This is a genomic window from Novosphingobium sp. MMS21-SN21R (genome assembly GCF_031846015.1).
Taxonomy (GTDB): domain Bacteria; phylum Pseudomonadota; class Alphaproteobacteria; order Sphingomonadales; family Sphingomonadaceae; genus Novosphingobium.
The window spans coordinates 1,089,715-1,106,986 of the sequence record NZ_JAVRDU010000001.1 but is presented as its reverse complement, the minus strand read 5'-3'; the positions used below and the strand labels follow the sequence as shown (position 1 = coordinate 1,106,986).

General features: G+C 64.8%; 15 protein-coding genes. 10 read left to right on the top strand and 5 right to left on the bottom strand.

Features of this window, described 5'->3' with window-relative positions:
* Positions 1 to 6: 6 nt before the first annotated feature.
* The 6 genes from RM192_RS05265 (at position 7) to RM192_RS05240 (ending at position 5,921) form a co-directional block, all read left to right on the top strand.
* Complete coding sequence (locus RM192_RS05265; protein ID WP_311506507.1) at positions 7 to 762, top strand: SIMPL domain-containing protein; 756 nt, start codon at positions 7 to 9, stop codon at positions 760 to 762.
* 49 nt (positions 763 to 811) lie between these two features.
* Positions 812 to 1,456 (top strand): phosphoribosylanthranilate isomerase, encoded by a 645-nt coding sequence (locus RM192_RS05260; RefSeq protein WP_311506506.1) that lies wholly within the window; start codon positions 812 to 814, stop codon positions 1,454 to 1,456.
* Between the two features lie 200 nt (positions 1,457 to 1,656).
* On the top strand, positions 1,657 to 2,871 hold the full coding sequence (trpB, locus tag RM192_RS05255; protein ID WP_311506505.1) for a tryptophan synthase subunit beta: 1,215 nt from the start codon (positions 1,657 to 1,659) through the stop codon (positions 2,869 to 2,871).
* Positions 2,868 to 3,668 (top strand): tryptophan synthase subunit alpha, encoded by an 801-nt coding sequence (trpA, locus tag RM192_RS05250; protein ID WP_311506504.1) that lies wholly within the window; start codon positions 2,868 to 2,870, stop codon positions 3,666 to 3,668. The genes trpB and trpA overlap by 4 nt, the downstream gene beginning before the upstream one ends.
* Before the next feature lie 13 nt (positions 3,669 to 3,681).
* On the top strand, positions 3,682 to 4,530 hold the full coding sequence (gene accD, locus RM192_RS05245; protein ID WP_311506503.1) for an acetyl-CoA carboxylase, carboxyltransferase subunit beta: 849 nt from the start codon (positions 3,682 to 3,684) through the stop codon (positions 4,528 to 4,530).
* An 83-nt stretch (positions 4,531 to 4,613) separates the two neighbouring features.
* Positions 4,614 to 5,921 carry a folylpolyglutamate synthase/dihydrofolate synthase family protein gene (locus tag RM192_RS05240; RefSeq protein WP_311506502.1) on the top strand — a complete coding sequence of 436 codons (1,308 nt, stop codon included), beginning with the start codon at positions 4,614 to 4,616 and terminating at the stop codon, positions 5,919 to 5,921.
* Between the two features lie 79 nt (positions 5,922 to 6,000).
* Here the strand turns inward: RM192_RS05240 and RM192_RS05235 are convergent, their stop codons facing one another.
* Positions 6,001 to 7,311 carry an AmpG family muropeptide MFS transporter gene (locus RM192_RS05235; RefSeq protein ID WP_311506501.1) on the bottom strand — a complete coding sequence of 437 codons (1,311 nt, stop codon included), beginning with the start codon at positions 7,309 to 7,311 and terminating at the stop codon, positions 6,001 to 6,003.
* 97 nt (positions 7,312 to 7,408) lie between these two features.
* Between RM192_RS05235 and RM192_RS05230 the strand changes: the two genes are divergently transcribed.
* Both RM192_RS05230 and rsmD read left to right on the top strand, forming a co-directional pair.
* Positions 7,409 to 8,305 carry a pseudouridine synthase gene (locus RM192_RS05230; RefSeq protein WP_311506500.1) on the top strand — a complete coding sequence of 299 codons (897 nt, stop codon included), beginning with the start codon at positions 7,409 to 7,411 and terminating at the stop codon, positions 8,303 to 8,305.
* A complete protein-coding gene (gene rsmD / locus RM192_RS05225) occupies positions 8,302 to 8,859 on the top strand; it encodes a 16S rRNA (guanine(966)-N(2))-methyltransferase RsmD (protein WP_311506499.1) in 558 nt (185 codons plus the stop codon). The genes RM192_RS05230 and rsmD overlap by 4 nt, the downstream gene beginning before the upstream one ends.
* Here the strand turns inward: rsmD and RM192_RS05220 are convergent.
* Positions 8,856 to 10,115: an MFS transporter gene (locus tag RM192_RS05220; RefSeq protein WP_311506498.1), complete on the bottom strand. Its 1,260-nt coding sequence runs from the start codon at positions 10,113 to 10,115 to the stop codon at positions 8,856 to 8,858. The genes rsmD and RM192_RS05220 overlap by 4 nt on opposite strands.
* A gap of 121 nt (positions 10,116 to 10,236) precedes the next feature.
* Positions 10,237 to 10,917 carry a hypothetical protein gene (locus RM192_RS05215; protein ID WP_311506497.1) on the bottom strand — a complete coding sequence of 227 codons (681 nt, stop codon included), beginning with the start codon at positions 10,915 to 10,917 and terminating at the stop codon, positions 10,237 to 10,239.
* 173 nt (positions 10,918 to 11,090) lie between these two features.
* Between RM192_RS05215 and RM192_RS05210 the strand changes: the two genes are divergently transcribed.
* On the top strand, positions 11,091 to 13,388 hold the full coding sequence (locus tag RM192_RS05210; protein WP_311506496.1) for a UvrD-helicase domain-containing protein: 2,298 nt from the start codon (positions 11,091 to 11,093) through the stop codon (positions 13,386 to 13,388).
* A gap of 21 nt (positions 13,389 to 13,409) precedes the next feature.
* Here RM192_RS05210 and RM192_RS05205 read toward each other — a convergent pair whose 3' ends face one another.
* Together RM192_RS05205 and RM192_RS05200 are read right to left on the bottom strand one after the other, a co-directional pair.
* The gene (locus RM192_RS05205; protein ID WP_311506495.1) at positions 13,410 to 14,888 is read right to left on the bottom strand and encodes a DEAD/DEAH box helicase; all 1,479 of its coding nucleotides are present in this window, start codon (positions 14,886 to 14,888) and stop codon (positions 13,410 to 13,412) included.
* Between the two features lie 143 nt (positions 14,889 to 15,031).
* Positions 15,032 to 15,619: a hypothetical protein gene (locus tag RM192_RS05200; RefSeq protein WP_311506494.1), complete on the bottom strand. Its 588-nt coding sequence runs from the start codon at positions 15,617 to 15,619 to the stop codon at positions 15,032 to 15,034.
* 164 nt (positions 15,620 to 15,783) lie between these two features.
* Between RM192_RS05200 and RM192_RS05195 the strand changes: the two genes are divergently transcribed.
* A complete protein-coding gene (locus RM192_RS05195; protein ID WP_311506493.1) occupies positions 15,784 to 17,202 on the top strand; it encodes an FAD-binding oxidoreductase in 1,419 nt (472 codons plus the stop codon).
* The last annotated feature ends 70 nt before the right edge of the window (positions 17,203 to 17,272 follow it).

Below are 17,272 nucleotides of genomic sequence, written 5' to 3'. Positions count from 1 at the left end.
ACCTGTATGAAACGCCCGATCCTGCTCGCCGCCGCTGCGCTTGCCGCATTCACGCCTCTTGCGGCCCGGGCACAGGCGGTATCAAACGTCCCCGTCGTCGCCTCGGGCAACACGCTGCTCTCCGTTGCCGCCGAGGGCAAGTCCACGCGCACGCCCGATCTTGCAGTGTTCAACGCTGGCGTGACCACGCAGGCCAAGACAGCTGGTGCCGCGTTGACCGAAAATGCCCAGCGCATGACGGCGGTGATTGCGTCGCTGCGCAAGGCAGGCATTGCCGAGCGTGACATCCAGACCAGCAATCTTTCGGTCAACCCGGTCTATGGCCAGCCGCAACGCCTGCCCGATGGCACGGTCGAGCAGCAGGACCCGGTGATCATCGGCTATCAGGCCAGCAATCAGGTCTCGGTCCGCCAGCGCAAGCTGGATAGCTACGGCAAGGTGATCGACACGCTCGTCGCCAATGGCGCCAATCAGGTGAACGGCCCCTCGTTCCAGATCGACAATGCCGATGCGGCTATGGACGAGGCGCGAATCGAGGCGATGAAGAAGGCCCGCACCCGCGCCGATCTTTATGCCAAGGCAGCCGGCCTGCGCGTGGTGCGCGTGCTGACCATCAGCGAAAATGCTGGCTGGTCACCCCCGCAGCCACAAGTGATGTTCGCGCGGGCCGCCATGGACAGCGCCCCCAAATCGTCGCCGGTCGCGGCAGGAGAACTCGAAATGACCGTGACGATCAATGTCAGCTACGAGCTGGCTCCCTGAGTAGGACGCAATTTGACAGGGGCGGCGCGTTCACCGTAACGCGCCGCTTATGCCTGCACCTGCCATCAAGATCTGCGGGATCAATACCCCAGCCGCGCTCGATGCCGCCATCGAGGCGCGCGCCGACTACATCGGCCTCGTTTTCTTCGCCAAAAGCCCGCGCAATGTCTCGCTCACCGAGTCTGCAGCGCTGGGGACTCGCGCGGCAGGCCGCGCCAAGGTCGTCGGCCTGTTCGTCGATGCCGACCCCGCGTTCATCGCCGAAGCTGCCAGCGCTGCCCGGCTCGATGTGATCCAGTTGCACGGACAGGAAACGCCCGGCACAGTGGCCCAAATCCGCTCAGAACTGGGACTGCCGGTATGGAAGGCGTTGTCCGTCGCCTCCCGCGAAGACGTTACCCGCGCACAAGGCTTCGCTGGCGCAGCCGACCTCGTGCTGTTCGATGCCAAGGCTCCCAAGGGCGCAGACCTTCCCGGCGGCCTCGGCCTCGTGTTCGACTGGAGCCTGCTCTCCGCGCACCGCGGCCCGCTGCCATGGGGCCTTGCCGGAGGCCTTTCGCCAGACAACGTTGCCGATGCCGTGCGCAGTACCGGCGCGGCACTGGTCGATGTCTCGTCGGGCGTCGAAAGCGCGCCCGGCGTGAAGGATGCAGGCCGCATTCGCGCATTCTGTTTCAACGCGCGAGGCGCCTGAGCAAGCCGGAACGAAAGAAGGCGGCCCCTACGCGGAGCCGCCTTCACGTCGTGGCACGGGCCGGTTAGTGCAGCGCGGCTTGCCGCAATCTGAACGATACGTGCCGTTTGCCGCATGGAGAATGTCCAAAGGTGCGACGGTGTCCCGATTCTGCCCGGAGAATCTGGACAAGCGCCGTGCCCTCTGCCAAGCGCCAAGGCATGACTGTTCAGAACCCCAACAGCTTCCGCAACCAGCCCGACGAGCGCGGCCATTTCGGCCAGTTCGGCGGGCGCTATGTTGCCGAAACGCTGATGCCGCTGATCCTTGAGCTTGAGCGCGAGTACGAAGCCGCCAAGGTGGACCCGGCGTTCCATGCCGAGTTCGACGATCTGCTTGAACATTATGTCGGCCGCCCCAGCCCGCTCTACTTTGCGCCCCGCATCACAGAGGAACTCGGTGGTGCACAGGTCTGGTTCAAGCGCGACGAACTGAACCACACCGGCGCGCACAAGATCAACAATTGCGTCGGCCAGATCCTGCTCGCGATGCGCATGGGCAAGACCCGCATCATCGCCGAAACCGGCGCGGGCCAGCACGGCGTCGCCACCGCCACGGTCTGCGCGCGCTTCGGCCTGCCTTGCGTGATCTTCATGGGCGCAACCGATGTTGCCCGTCAGGCCCCCAACGTGTTCCGCATGAAGCTGCTCGGCGCCGAAGTCGTGCCGGTCACGGCGGGTGCGGGCACGCTGAAGGACGCGATGAACGAGGCGCTGCGCGACTGGGTCGCCAACGTCCACAACACCTTCTACATCATCGGCACCGCCGCCGGCCCGCACCCCTATCCCGAACTCGTCCGCGATTTTCAGAGCGTGATCGGCAAGGAAGCGCGCGCGCAGATGCTCGCCCGCACCGGCCGCCTGCCCGACCTCCTGGTTGCGGCGATCGGCGGCGGATCGAACGCCATCGGCCTGTTCCACCCGTTCCTCGATGATCCCAGCGTGAAAATGATCGGCGTCGAAGCGGCAGGCCACGGCCTCGACAAGCTCCACGCCGCCAGCCTTGCAGGCGGACGCCCCGGCGTGCTCCACGGTAACAAGACCTACCTGCTGCAGGACGATGACGGCCAGATCCTCGAAGGCCATTCGATCAGCGCGGGCCTCGACTATCCTGGCATCGGCCCCGAACACGCGTGGCTCAAGGAAAACGGCCGAGTCGAATACACCTCGGTGACCGACGTCGAAGCACTGGATGCCTTCCAGCTGCTCTGCCGCACCGAAGGCATCATCCCCGCGCTGGAACCCGCCCACGCCATCGCCGCAGTCAAGAAGATCGCGCCCACCATGCCCAAGGACGCAATCCTCCTCGCCAACCTCTGCGGTCGCGGCGACAAGGACATTTTCTCGGTCGCGGAGCATCTGGGGGTTTCGTTGTGAGCCGTTTGTCCGAAGTCTTCGCAAAGGGTCGTCCCGCCCTCGTCACGTTCGTCACCGGCGGTGACCCTACGCCCGGCGCTACCGGCGCGATCCTCGACGCGCTCGTCGAAGGTGGCGCGGATGTGATCGAGCTGGGCATGCCGTTCACCGATCCGATGGCCGATGGTCCGGCGATCCAGCTTGCCAATTTGCGCTCGCTCGGTGCGGGCACGACGACGGCGGACATTTTCCGCATCGCCACCGAATTCCGTGCGCGCCACCCGGAAGTGCCGCTGGTGCTGATGGGCTATGCCAACCCGATGATCACCCGCGGGCCTGACTGGTTCGCCGCCGAATGCGTCAAGGCGGGCGTCGATGGCGTAATCTGCGTCGACATTCCGCCCGAGGAAGACCCCGAGCTGGGCCCTGCCCTGCGCGGCGCGGGCGTCTCGCCGATCCGCCTTGCCACGCCGACCACTGACGCAGCGCGGCTCCCCGCCGTGCTCGAAGGCTCTTCGGGCTTCCTCTATTACGTCTCGGTCGCGGGCATCACTGGCATGCAGCAGGCCGCACAGGCGAGCATCGACGAGGCGGTTTCGCGCATCAAGGCTACGGCCACGATCCCCGTTGCGGTCGGGTTCGGCGTGCGCACGCCCGATCAGGCCGCTGCCATTGCCAAGGTGGCTGACGGCGTCGTCGTCGGTTCGGCGCTGGTCGATCTCGTCGCAAAGCATGGCGCGAATGCCGCTGGCCCGGTGCGTGAACTCACCGCCGCGCTTGCCGCTGCCGTCCACTCTGCCCGCAAGGGCGCTTTGTAAGGATATTCTGGGCATGAGCTGGCTCAACAAGGTCCGCAACGCGCTCCCCTTCACGCCGAAGCGGGACACGCCGGACAACCTGTGGATCAAGTGCCCGTCGTGCAGCGAAATGCTGTTCGTGAAGGACTATGAGGACAACCTCTCGGTCTGCCCGCATTGCGATCACCACGGCCGCATCGGCGCCGATGCGCGGTTCGACCAGTTGCTCGACGCAGGCTACGAACTGCTGCCCGCGCCCAAGGTCAAGGAAGACCCGCTCAAGTTCCGCGACAGCAAGAAGTATGTCGACCGCCTGAAGGCCGCCCGCGCCGCCAATCCCCATGCCGATGCGCTGACCAACGCCTTTGGCCGGATCGAGGGCCAGAAGGCCGTCGTCGGCGTGCAGGAATTCGCGTTCATGGGCGGCTCGATGGGCATGGCCGTAGGCAATGCGTTCGTTGCGGGCGTGGAACGGGCGGTGCGTGAAAAGTGCCCTTACGTGGCCGTGACCGCCGCTGGCGGCGCGCGCATGCAGGAAGGCATTCTCAGCCTGATGCAGATGCCGCGTTCGACCGTGGCGATTGCCCGCCTGCGCGCCGCTGGCTTGCCCTACATCGTGGTGTTGACCGATCCCACCACCGGCGGCGTCACCGCCAGCTACGCCATGTTGGGCGACGTCCAGATCGCCGAACCGGGCGCGCTCATCGGCTTTGCCGGACAGCGCGTTATTCAGGACACGATCCGCGAAAAGCTGCCCGAAGGCTTCCAGCGCGCCGAATATCTTCACGCCCACGGTATGGTCGACATGGTCACCCACCGCCGCGAGATGAAATCCACACTTGCCCAGGTGATCGACTACCTGATGGCTGCCAAGGCAGCATGACAAATTCCCCCCTCCCGCCTGCGGGAGGGGGATTTCAGCTATCCCCCCTCCCGCAAGCGGGAGGGGCTGGGGGTGGGCATTCAATGCGCGACTTCGCAATCTCCGAAAGCCCCGCGGTGCAGGCCCAGCTTGACCGCCTCGGCGCGCTGTCGCTGCCCTCGGGCCGTCTCGGTCTGGATACCGTGCGCGAACTTTGCGCGCGCCTCGGCAATCCGCAGGACCACCTGCCGCCGGTGTTCCATGTCGCGGGCACCAACGGCAAGGGATCGACCTGCACGTACCTGCGCTATATCCTTGAGGCTGAAGGGCTGACCGTCCATTCCGCCACCAAGCCGCACCTCGTCCGCTACAACGAGCGTATCCGCATCGCAGGCAAGCTCATCGAAGATGACCTGCTCGCTGCGCTGCTCAAGGAAGTGCTCGACGCCGGGGCCGATCTTGAACCGAGCTTCTTCGAAGTCACCACCGTCGCCACGTTTCTCGCCTTCGCGCGCGTGCCTGCAGACGCTTGCGTGATCGAGACGGGGCTTGGCGGCAGGCTTGATGCCACCAACGTCATGCCCACTGCGGCTGTCTGCGGCATAGCCACGCTCGGCATTGATCACGAAGCCTTCCTGCTGACCCCGGAAGAGGGCGTCCCCGCCGATCCTCTCGCCCGCATCGCATTTGAAAAAGCGAGCATCGCCAAGCCGGGCGTGCCGCTGGTGACGATGGCCTATCCGGACCACGCCGCCGCAGCCGTCCTTGAAACCGTCGCGCGGATCGGCGCTCCGGTGATCATGCGTGGGCGTGAATGGGACGCCGAAGTGTCCGGCTCGATCCTCTACCGGGACGCGCAGGGTGAACTATCCTTGCCGCTTCCGGCACTGCCCGGCGTCCATCAGGCGGAAAACGCCGCGCTCGCCGTAACGATGATCCGCCACCAGAATGCAGTGCAGGTTACGCTCGGCGCGATGAGCAAGGGCATCGTCGATGCGCGCTGGCCTGCCCGCCTGCAACGCCTCGGCCACGGCCCGATCACCGGTCTAGCCGGGGCGCGCACGGTCTGGCTCGATGGCGGGCACAACCCCGATGCAGGCCTTGCCATCGCGCGGCATCTGGAAAGCCAACCGCCGGTCCACCTGATCATGGGCATGCTGGCGAACAAGGACCCGTCGGCAATCCTGGAGCCTCTGGCCGACAGGGCGCTGTCGATCTCGGTCGTCCCCGCGCCGGGACATGACGCACACAGGCCCGAGGACTTCGCGCCGTTTACTGGCCTGCCCGTGCGCAGTTTCGCCACCGTGCCCGAAGCGATGGCTGCGCTACCGGCGGAGGGCGATGTGCTGATTGCAGGCTCGCTTTACCTTGCAGGCGAAGTGCTGCGGTTGAACGAAGAAATCCCTGCCTAGCAAACACCCGTTCGTGTCGAGCGTAGTCGAGACACTGCGCGCGGGTGTCTCGACTACGCTCGACACGAACGGGGGGTGACTAGTTTTCCGATTCCCCCGCCGTGCCCATCGCCGCATCGACCAGCCCGCTCCGGCTCATCCACCAGAACAGCACGATACCCGGCAGCGCAAGCAGCGTGGTGAGCACGTAGAAGTTCACATAGCCCATCGATTCGATCAGGCCGCCCGCCGTCGTTCCTGTGGCAAAGCGTCCGACCACACTCGCGCTGGCGGAGATCAGCGCATATTGCGCGGCTGTGTAACGCAAGTCGCACAACGCCGAGAAGTAGGCGACGACCACCACCCCACCATATCCCGAAGCGATGTTTTCGAACCCGATCGCACCCGCCATGCCGAGATTCGAATGCCCCGCCGCCGCCAGCGCCGCGAACGACAGGTTCGATACCGCCATCAGCACCAGCGCCAGCAGGACCGAGCGCTTGAGGCCCAGCTTCGCATAAGCGACACCGCCGATGAACACTCCGATCAGATAGGCCCAGAAGCCCACACCCACGTCCCAGATCGCGATCTCGTCATTGCTGAACCCGAGATCGTCGAACAACAGGCGGAAGGTGAGATTCGCCAGCGTATCGCCCACCTTGTGGACAAGGATGAACAGCAGCACGAGCCATGCGCCATTGCGGCGGAAGAACTCGCCGAAGGGTCCGATAATTGCGGCGAAGGCCTCGCCCAAGCCCCTGCGTGCAGCGGGAGGACGGTGCCGTGCAGGCTCACCCAGCACCAGCGCGGTGAGCATCGCAGGCAGCGCGAACAGCGCGCACGCCAGATAAGCCACGCTCCAGCCCGTCCGCGCGGCGAGCACCAACGCCAGCGCCGCAGCCCCTGTCGACCCGATGCGCCAGCCATATTGCGACATGCCTGAGCCGGTGCCGAGCTGATAAGGCTTGAGTGTCTCGATCCGGTAGGCGTCGATCACGATGTCGAAAGTCGCGCCCGCAATGCCGACCAGCACGGCGGCCAGCACGGTCGCGCCAAGGTCTGCCGAGGCATCGACCAGCGCCAGATTGGCCACGGCTGCCATCACCAGCACGCCCGCGAGTACCATCCACGAGACGCGCTGCCCCAGTTTGCCGAGCAGCGGCAAGCGCACGCCATCAACCACCCAGGCCCAGAAAACCTTGAGATTATACACCAGGAACGCCAGCGTGAACGCTGTGACCGTCTTCTTGTCGATCCCGTCCTGCGCCAGCCGCGTGGTCAGCGTCGCACCGATCATCGCGTAGGGAAAGCCCGACGAAACGCCGAGGAAGAACGCGCCAAGCGACTCCTTTTCAAGATACGGCTGCACCGATTGCCACAGGCTGCGCTCTCGGCTCGTGTCTGCGTTCATCGACGCGAATGCTCCCTCATTGTTGCCCTGCACACTAGCGGCGTTTGCGCGGACGGCTAGGGGTGACGGAACACGCGTTTGCAGGTAAGGGGCAGCCATGACTCTTCCCCCGAGAAACGGCGGCGACCGCCCCAAGCGGTTTAGCCCCCGGCCCACTACGCCTGAAAAGAAGCCGTTCTCGATGCGCAGCGGTGCCCCGCGCACCTCGCAGCCAGTGGTTGCGGCCAAGCGCGCGCTGGCCGAAGACGGCACCGAGCGTGAGGGCGACCGTATCGCCAAACTGCTGGCCCGCGCGGGCATCGCCAGCCGCCGCGAAGTCGAGCGAATGATCGAAGACGGCAGAGTCAAGCTCAACGGCGAGGTCATCACCACCCCAGCTACACTGTTGAAGAGCCTGCGCGGAGTCAGCGTGGACGACAAGGCCGTCGGCCCGATCGCCCCGCCGCGCCTCTACCGTTTCCACAAGCCCGCTGGCCTGATCACCGCCGAGCGCGACCCGACCGGACGCCCGACGATCTACACCGCGCTGCGCAACGCTCTGCCCGAAGGCACGCCGCGCGTGATGCCGGTGGGCCGCCTCGACGTGAACACCGAGGGCCTGCTGCTGATGACCAATGACGGCGAGCTGAAACGCGCGCTGGAGTTGCCCTCTACCGGCATTCCGCGCACCTACCGCGTCCGCACGTTTGGCGATATCAGCCAGTCGCGGCTTGAAGACCTGATGCAGGGAATCGAGATCGACGGCGTGCGCTATGGTCCGATCAACGCCAATCTGGAACGCAGCGCGGGTCGCAACAAGTGGATCGAAATGACCCTGACCGAGGGCAAGAACCGCGAGATCCGCCGCGTTCTCGAGCACCTTGGCCTCGAAGTTTCGCGCCTGCTGCGCACAAGATATGGCCCCTTCGAACTGGCTGATCTTCAGCGCGGATCGGTGGTGGAGATTCCGCAGGTTCAGGTCGAACGCTTCCGCAAGACACTGAAGCCCGCATGAGGATCATCGCCGGAGAATGGCGCGGACGCCCCGTCCGTGCGCCCGAGGGCGACACCACGCGCCCCACCGCCGACCGCATGCGCGAGACGTTGTTCTCGATGCTCGCCAGCCGCCTTGGCAGTTTCGAAGGGTTGGCCGTCGCCGACCTCTTCGCAGGATCGGGCGCACTCGGCCTCGAAGCCCTGTCGCGCGGCGCGGCCACGGCCGTGTTCGTTGAAAGCGATGCCGCCGCCGTGCGCGCCATCCGCGCCAACATCGCCGCTCTGCGCTGCGCCCCCCAATGCGATGTGCGTGCCTCGTCGGTACTATCGCTCGGCCCGGTCAAGCAGCCGCTTGACCTCGTCATGCTCGACCCGCCCTATGGCACCGGCGCGGGCGTGGTGGCGATCGAGAAGCTGACGCGCCTTGGCTGGATCGGCGAAGGCACCTGGATCTGCCTTGAAACGGCACTCAAGGAAATTCCCGACGTGCGTATCTGCGAGGTCGATGCCAGCCGCAAGGTCGGCAAGGCCCTGCTCACGCTGATGCGATTGAAGCCAAAGCCCGGAGCCTAACCACGCCACCTCGGCGCGAATTGCACGCCTGCCAGCGTCATCGCGCCAGCCAGCGTCAGGAACACGCCGACATAGGCCGCGCCGCCTTCCGCCGCTGCCCATGCCGCCGCAAAGGGCGACAACGCGCCGCCGATGATCCCACCAACGTTGAACGCCAATGAAATGCCAGTGTAGCGCACCGGCACCGGGAACAGCGTCGGCAGCCATGCGCCGAGCGGTCCATAGGCGAGGCCCATCACGAACAGCGATGCCGCCAGCGTGGCGAAGACCAGCGGCAGCGAACCTGAGCCAAGGCCCGTCCCGAACACCAACCCCATCACCGCCGTCAGCGCCGCGCCGGTGCCGAGCACTCGCTGGACCGAGGCCTTGTCGGACCACCAACCCGCGAGCAGGATGCCGAGCGCGAAAAAGGTGTTCGCGCCAAGCTGTACTGCCAGAAACTCCTGCTTGGCATAGCCGAGCTTGGTCGTGGCGAAGGACAGTGCGAACGTCGTAGCGAGATAAAAGATCGCGAAACAAGCCACCACGCCCGCGATTCCCGCGAAGACGGCGGGCGTATGATCGCGCAGCAGCCGCGTGATCGGCACTTGCGGCGGCGGAGCCTTTTCCATCGCTTCCTTGAACGAAGGTGTCTCGCCGATTTTCAGCCGCACCCAAAGGCCGACGCCGACCAGCACGGCGCTCGCCAGAAACGGCACCCGCCAGCCCCAACTGGCAAAATCCGCGTCCGACAGCCCGAGGCCAAGCAGCAGGAACAGGCCGTTGGCGAAGAAGAACCCGACCGGAGCGCCAAGCTGCGGAGCGCAGCCGAAGCGCGCTTCCCAGCCCTTGGGCGCGTTCTCCACCGCCAGCAGCGCCGCACCGCCCCACTCTCCGCCAAGTCCGAAGCCTTGACCGAAGCGCAAGGTACACAACAGCGCCGGTGCGATCCACCCGGCCATGGCATAGGTCGGCAGGAAGGCGATCAGCAGTGTCGATCCACCCATCAGCATCAGCGAGGCGACCAGCGTGGCCTTGCGCCCGATACGGTCGCCAAAATGCCCGAACACCACTGCGCCGACTGGCCTGGCAAAAAACGCGAGGCCGAACGTCATGAACGCCAGCAAAGTTTGTGCAGCCTGCGATTCAGACGGGAAAAACAGCGGACCGATGACCAGCGCAGCGGCGGTCGCGTAGATATAGAAATCATAGAACTCTACTGCGGTGCCGACGAGGCTGGCGGTGAGCACGCGCGCATGCTTGCGAATCGGATTCATCGGCGCGCTCTCCCCCTCTTGTCGCGCCGCCGTCTTTCAGCGTCGCGCGCGCGCGGTCAACCGCAATGCAAAAGGGGCGCCGGTTGCCCGACGCCCCTCTTCAGCCAAAACCTTGAGCGGATCAGACACCGCCGCGATTGCGGCAGCTATCGGTCACGGTCTTGCTGCACACCGGGTAAGTCTTGTTCATGGCGGAAGCAGGCGGCGCAGACATGGTGCCCGCCACGGATCCACCCATGCTGCCCATGGAGCCTGCATCAGCGCTCATCGACCCTGACATTCCTGCCGAAGGCTGGGCCGGATCAGTAGGCATCGCCGATGTATTGGGCGATGCGGTCTGCGCATTCATGCTCTGCCCCGGCATGGTTGCCATAGGCGAAGCCGGCATGGCCCCGGCAGAGGCCGTTCCCTTCACCTGCCCAACAATAGCTGGCCAGACCTGTGTGCGCTGCTCAGGCGTCATCGCATAGACTTGCGCCTTCTGCTCGTCGGTCAGTGCCCACCAACCCTTTTGCTGGTCGGCATCGAGCGTCCAGAAATAATCGCGGTAGGTCGCTGGCCAGGCCTGAAACTTCGTTCGCTGTTCGGCAGGCCAGATGTCCATCATCGATTGCTGCTCGGGCGTCAACGTCGATGCGGAGGCCGAAGCCGTTGCGGCCATATCCTGCGAACCGGAAGGCGACGCCGAATCCGGCATCGTTGTCTGCGTGGTGGTCGTCGTACTCGTCGACTGAGCGTTCAGCACCGCGGGGGTGGCTGCAATGGCAAGGGCGAGCGTGCTCGCCGCCAGAAAGCGATTCATGGCGTTCTCCTGTGATCAGAAATTCAAGGCGGAATATGCAGAAGGAAGGCTCGCCCGCCGTTAGAGTTCCCCAAAAAGCGACAGGACGGCCTCGAGCGGGGGACGAACCGAACCTTGGTCACAAGCAGCAATGACGATTGCGGCAGGGGCATTTGGTCCCTATCTGTTCACCCATGTCTTCCCCTGCACCGACGAATCCCGGAACGGCCCATGATTGGCTCGATGGCCTCAATCCGCCCCAGCGCGAGGCGGTGACCACGACCGAAGGTCCGGTGCTGATGCTGGCTGGCGCGGGCACCGGAAAAACCGCTGCGCTCACCGCCCGCCTTGCCAACTTGCTGCGCCAGCGGCTCGCTTGGCCGAGCGAAATCCTTTGCGTCACTTTCACCAACAAGGCCGCGCGCGAGATGCGCGAGCGTGTCGGCGCATTGATCGGCCCGGCGGTCGAAGGGATGCCATGGCTCGGCACGTTCCACTCGATCGCGGCCAAGATGCTGCGCCGCCATGCCGAACTGGTCGGCCTGCAATCGAACTTCACAATCATCGATACCGACGACCAGTTGCGCCTGCTCAAGCAGCTTATCCAGGCCGAGGGCGTGGACGACAAGCGCTGGCCCGCCAAGCAGTTGGCCGGCCTCATCGACAAGTGGAAAAACCGCGGCCTTAACCCCGCTGATCTCGATGCTCTGGAGAACGAGGCCTACGCCAATGGCAAGGGCCAACGCTTCTACGCGCTCTACCAGAACCGCCTGAAGGACTTGAACGCCTGCGATTTCGGTGACCTCACGCTGCACATGCTCAACATCTTCCGGCGTGAGCGCGACATTCTGGAAAGCTGGCAGCAGCGCTTCAAATACGTGATGGTCGACGAATATCAGGACACCAACGCCGTCCAGTATCTGTGGCTCCGCCTGCTTGCTCAGAGCCGCAAGAACATCTGCGTGGTGGGCGATGACGACCAGTCGATCTATTCGTGGCGCGGCGCAGAAGTGGCCAATATCCTGCGGTTCGAAAAGGACTTTCCGGGCGCCAAGGTGATCAAGCTGGAGCAGAACTACCGCTCCACCCCGCACATCCTCGGCGCGGCATCGGGCCTGATTGCGGAGAACTCCGAACGCCTCGGCAAGACCCTGTGGACCGAGATCGACGGCGGCGACAAGGTCCGCGCGGTTGGCGTGTGGGACGGCCCCGAGGAAGCGCGCCGTGTGGGCGAGGAGATCGAGCGACTGGAACGCGAGGGCGCGCCGCTCGACCGCGTCGCCATCCTTGTGCGCGCGCAGTTCCAGACGCGGGAGTTCGAAGACCGTTTCATCCAGATCGGGCTTGGCTACCGCATCGTCGGCGGTTTTCGCTTCTATGAGCGCGCCGAAATCCGCGACGCGCTGGCCTATTTGCGGATCATCGCCAGCCCGCAGGACGATCTGGCGTTCGAGCGGATCTACAACACCCCCAAGCGCGGCCTTGGCGACAAGACGCTGGAGAAGCTCCACCGCCACGCGCGTGCCCGCGCCATGCCGCTGTCGCTGGCGGCCGTCGAAATCCTCGACACCGACGAGTTGCCCGCCCGCGCGCGCGGCACGCTGGCCACGCTGATGCGCAGCTTCGCCAAGTGGCGCGACGATGCCAAGACGCTCGTCCCTGCCGAACTCGTCCGCACGATCCTCGACGAGAGCGGCTACACCGCCGCGCTTCAGGCTGAGAAAACCGCCGAAGCCTCAGGCCGCCTCGAAAACCTCTCCGAACTTGCCCGCGCGATGGAAGAGTATGAAACGCTGGGCGATTTCCTCGAGCACGTCAGCCTGGTGATGGATAACGAGGCGGCGGCGGACACCGAGAAGGTCACGATCATGACCATCCACGCCGCCAAAGGATTGGAATTCGACCACTTGTTCCTGCCCGGATGGGAGGAAGGTGTGTTTCCCTCGCAGCGCTCTCTCGATGAAGGCGGCCTGGCCTCGTTGGAGGAAGAGCGCCGCCTCGCCTACGTCGCGATCACCCGCGCACGCCGCCGCTGCACAATCCTCCACGCTGCCAATCGCCGCATATATGGGCAATGGACCAGTTCGATCCCGTCACGCTTCATCGCCGAATTGCCGGCCGAGCATGTCGAGGAAGAAACCACGCTGTCGGGCGGCGCGTCGATGTGGCGGGCCAACTGGAGCGAGCGCGATGATCCCTTCGCCCATGTCGCGCAGGCAACGCCCTCTCGCGGAATGATGCGCGGCCCCGGTTGGCAACGCGCCGCTGCGCAAGTCTTCGACCCCAGTCCGCGCCGCATCCCCGAAGCCACCCGCAGCGCAGCCAGCTTCGCCGCCAAACCCCGTGGCGACGTGGGGCTGGGCGTGCGCGTGTTTCACGAAAAGTTCGGCTATGGCGTGGTCGCAGCGCAGGAAGGCAACAAGCTCGAAATCGATTTCGAGAGCAGCGGCCGCAAGCGGGTAATCGACAGTTTCGTCAAACTGGCGGAGTAAGCTCCGCCAGTTTGCACGCAATCAGAGTGCGGAAACGCCGAGGAACCCTGGAACCGGGCCGTTCCATTCACCCGGCTTGCTGGGCGCGTCCATCGCATCGCGGCGCGGGGTTGGTTCGGATCGCAGCGCCCGGCTTGGCTCGGCCGGAGCCACGCGCTCCTCGCGAGCCGGACGCTCTTCACGTGGTGCACGTTCCTCACGAGGCGGGCGGGCCTGGCGTGGCGCACGCTCTTCGCGTGGCGCCCGTTCTTCACGTGGTGCACGCGCTTCGCGCGCAGGACGCTTCTCGCGGGGCGCACGCGGCGTGCGTTCAGCGCGTTCGGCTTCCTCAGCCGGTTCGGCTTCAACCTTCGCACCACGCGGCTTGCGCTCGGCCTTTTCGGCGACTTCGATCTTGAACTCGGGGATCTTTGTTCCCTGCAGCTTCTCGACGTTCTCGATCGATTCGAGATCATCGTCGGACACCAGCGTGAATGCCCGGCCCGTCGCCCCGCCGCGACCGGTGCGGCCGATGCGGTGGACATAATCGTCCGGATGCCACGGCGTGTCGAAGTTGAAGACGTGGCTCACGCCCTTCACGTCCAGTCCGCGCGCGGCAACGTCGGACGCGCACAGGATCGTGATGTCACCGTCCTTGAACTTCTGCAGTTCGGCATTGCGCGAGTTCTGGTCCATGTCGCCATGGATTTCGCCCGCAGCAAAGCCATGGCTCTGCAAGGACTTGGCGAGTTCGCGCACGGTCGTCTTGCGGTTGGCGAAAACGATGGCGGTGGTCACGTTGTCGGTTTTCAGCAGGTGGCGCAGCACTTCGCGCTTCTGGCGCGTGGTGCAGCGGACCTTGTGCTGGACGATGCTGGTGTTCGTGCTGGCGGGCCGCGCCACTTCGATCATCTTGGGGTTCGACAGGAACTTGTCGGCCAGCTTCTTGATCGGCGGCGGCATCGTGGCCGAGAACAGCAGCGTCTGCCGCTGGGCCGGGAGCTTGGTGCAGATGTTCTCGATATCGGGGATGAAGCCCATGTCGAGCATGCGGTCAGCTTCGTCGATCACCAGCAGTTCGCAGCCCGTAAGCAGGATCTTGCCGCGCTCGAACAGGTCCATCAACCGGCCTGGCGTGGCAATCAGCACGTCGACACCGTCCTGCAGCGCCTTGATCTGATCGCCCATCTGCACGCCGCCGATCAGCAGCGCCATCTTGAGATCGTGGTTCTTGCCGTACTTCTCGAAGTTCTCGGCAACCTGCGCCGCGAGTTCGCGCGTGGGTTCGAGAATCAGCGAGCGCGGCATCAGGGCGCGGCGGCGGCCATGCGCCAGAATATCGATCATCGGCAGCACAAAGCCCGCCGTCTTGCCCGTCCCGGTCTGGGCAATACCGATGATGTCGCGCATCATCAGGACCGAGGGAATCGCCTGCGCCTGAATCGGGGTCGGCTCGTCGTAGCCGGCATCAAGCACCGACTTGAGCAATTCATCCGAGAGGCCGAGATCGGCAAACTTCATGCAGGCAATGTTCCGAAAACAAGAGGGGGCGCGAATGGTTTGGCGCCTGTCCGGCCGGTCCTGCTCGAGGTCCTGCCGTCACTGTCGTCGCGCTAAGACGATATGCGGTGAAAAGTCAAGAAATCCGGATGATCCGCAAGACGTCAATCATCATCCGGAACGAGTTCGCGCATCTTGGTAACAGCACAGTTCGCCCCGGCGCGCGAATGGATCACATCGCGGCCCGCACAAAGCTGCCCGTCTTCGTTCCGCTCGACATAGAAACCCGAGTAGAAGTCGCGTGCGCGGCAAGATTTGTCGAGGCTCGCGCCAATCAACTTCCGGTTGCGCGTGATCAGCATCAACCGGCCGGGCGATTCGGCCTGCACCCCGGCGATCGACGCAATCGGCAGGCACTTGGCGGTCTTGCGCTCATAAAACCTTGGCGGCTGCGGCGCTTGTGGAATCGGCGCAAACATCTGCCCCGGCATACGCGGCGCGATGCGGATAATCATGCGCTGCTCGACCCGCACCTGATTCCAGCTGTCGTCCGAAAGCCCGCCTGTGATGAAATCCGCAAAGCCCTGCTGATCGAAGGCGCCATCTGCCATCGGCGGACCGGAAGGGATGCTGGCGGCAGCCCACTGCTCATCCAATCCGCGCTGCAATGCTCCCTGCACAGACGGCGAATCGACCGATGCTCCCGGCAGCATCAGCGCCAGCGGCGCAAGAAAGTGAACAGTGGTTGGCATGATTGCGGTGCGTTTGCTCTTTTCCGGTCCCTCGGGCGGCAAGGCCCCGATACCCTTGCCCCGTCCTTTTTCACCCCTAGCCTCAAGGCTTGAACCTTGGCTTAACCTGCCCGAACCGAAAAATGAATTGCCCTTGTTGCGGGGGCGCAATAGCCGGACTAACCATGACCGTAGCGTTTCTGGAACAGGCCGCCCGCCTGCTCGGCCCCAAAGGCCTGACGACCGACCCGCAGGACATGGCACCGTGGCTGACCGACTGGCGCGGACGCTATACCGGAAAGGCCTGTGCGCTCGCTTCGCCCGCCAGCACGGCAGAAGTCTCGGCGCTCGTGGTCCTTTGTGCAAAACATGCTGTGCCAATCGTGCCGCAAGGCGGAAACAGTGGCATGTCGGGCGGCGCCACTCCGTTCGATAGTGGCACCGAACTCATCCTTTCACTTCGCCGGATGAACCGCATCACCGCTCTAGACGCAGGTGCGCGCACTGCTACCTGCGAGGCAGGCGTCATCCTGCAGACGCTGCACGAAGCAGCCGAAGCCGAGGGCCTGCGCTTCCCGCTCTCGCTCGGCGGCAAAGGTTCGGCCACGATCGGCGGCCTCGTATCCACCAATGCGGGCGGGACGCAAGTCTTGCGCCACGGTTCGATGCGCGCGCTCGTGCTCGGGCTTGAAGGCGTCCTGCCTGATGGTTCGATTTTCAACCAGTTGACCCCGCTCAAAAAAGACAATCGTGGCTTCGATCTCAAGCAAATCCTGATCGGGTCCGAGGGCACGCTCGGTATCGTCACCGCCGCCACGCTCAGGCTTGAGCCCGGCATTGCGGGCCGTTGCGTCATGTGGGCGGGCACGGTTTCGCTCCATGATGCCCGCAGACTGCTGCTGCTCGCGCAGGACATGGCAGGGGACCTGCTCGAAGGGTTCGAAGTCCTGCCCCAGCATAGTCTGGAGGCCGTGCTCGCCTATTTGCCCGATGCCCGCGCGCCGCTGGCCGAGCCGCACGCATGGCACGCGCTGATCGAACTCGTAGGCGGCGATGCAGACACCGCCGCGCACTTGCACGAAACCGCCGAGCGCTTGCTGTCCACAGCGCTTGAGCGCGGTCTCATTGCCGATGCCACTATCGCGTCTAGCGAAGATCAGGCCGAACGCCTGTGGCTGATCCGCGAAACCATCTCCCCCGCCGAGCGCGCGATCGGCCCCGCCATGCAGCACGACATCTCGGTACCCGTCGCGGACATGCCCGCTTTTGTGGAAACGGCAGTCCCCCGCCTCGAAGCCGATTGGCCGGGGACGCAGGCGGTCTGCTTCGGCCACCTCGGCGACGGCAATGTCCACTTCCACGTCATCGCTCCGCCCGGTGTGGATCGCGCGACATGGGAAGCTGGCGACGGCAAGGCAATCAGCGCTCAGGTCCATGATATGGTCACCGCCTGGGGCGGCTCTATTTCTGCCGAACACGGCATCGGCCGCCTCAAGCGGGACGAACTGGAACGCCTGGCAGACCCGGTCGTGCTGGCGACAATGCGCGCAATCAAGCGCGCGTTGGACCCACGGGGCCTTATGAACCCGGGAAAGCTGCTGTAACGCTGCTTGCACGGAAATGTGTCAGTCCTTAAGAACCCCGTCTCACGCATGACGCGGTCAGCGCCGATAT

Excerpts from the sequence above, each read along its gene's own strand:
- rsmD (WP_311506499.1), top strand. The coding sequence starts at position 8,302 with ATGAGGATCATCGCCGGAGAATGGCGCGGACGCCCCGTCCGTGCGCCC.
- accD (WP_311506503.1), top strand. The coding sequence starts at position 3,682 with ATGAGCTGGCTCAACAAGGTCCGCAACGCGCTCCCCTTCACGCCGAAG.
- RM192_RS05235 (WP_311506501.1), bottom strand. The coding sequence starts at position 7,311 with ATGAACGCAGACACGAGCCGAGAGCGCAGCCTGTGGCAATCGGTGCAG.
- RM192_RS05240 (WP_311506502.1), top strand. The coding sequence starts at position 4,614 with ATGCGCGACTTCGCAATCTCCGAAAGCCCCGCGGTGCAGGCCCAGCTT.
- RM192_RS05215 (WP_311506497.1), bottom strand. The coding sequence starts at position 10,917 with ATGAATCGCTTTCTGGCGGCGAGCACGCTCGCCCTTGCCATTGCAGCC.
- RM192_RS05230 (WP_311506500.1), top strand. The coding sequence starts at position 7,409 with ATGACTCTTCCCCCGAGAAACGGCGGCGACCGCCCCAAGCGGTTTAGC.
- RM192_RS05195 (WP_311506493.1), top strand. The coding sequence starts at position 15,784 with ATGACCGTAGCGTTTCTGGAACAGGCCGCCCGCCTGCTCGGCCCCAAA.
- RM192_RS05205 (WP_311506495.1), bottom strand. The coding sequence starts at position 14,888 with ATGAAGTTTGCCGATCTCGGCCTCTCGGATGAATTGCTCAAGTCGGTG.
- RM192_RS05260 (WP_311506506.1), top strand. The coding sequence starts at position 812 with ATGCCTGCACCTGCCATCAAGATCTGCGGGATCAATACCCCAGCCGCG.
- RM192_RS05265 (WP_311506507.1), top strand. The coding sequence starts at position 7 with ATGAAACGCCCGATCCTGCTCGCCGCCGCTGCGCTTGCCGCATTCACG.
- trpB (WP_311506505.1), top strand. The coding sequence starts at position 1,657 with ATGACTGTTCAGAACCCCAACAGCTTCCGCAACCAGCCCGACGAGCGC.
- RM192_RS05210 (WP_311506496.1), top strand. The coding sequence starts at position 11,091 with ATGTCTTCCCCTGCACCGACGAATCCCGGAACGGCCCATGATTGGCTC.
- RM192_RS05220 (WP_311506498.1), bottom strand. The coding sequence starts at position 10,115 with ATGAATCCGATTCGCAAGCATGCGCGCGTGCTCACCGCCAGCCTCGTC.
- RM192_RS05200 (WP_311506494.1), bottom strand. The coding sequence starts at position 15,619 with ATGCCAACCACTGTTCACTTTCTTGCGCCGCTGGCGCTGATGCTGCCG.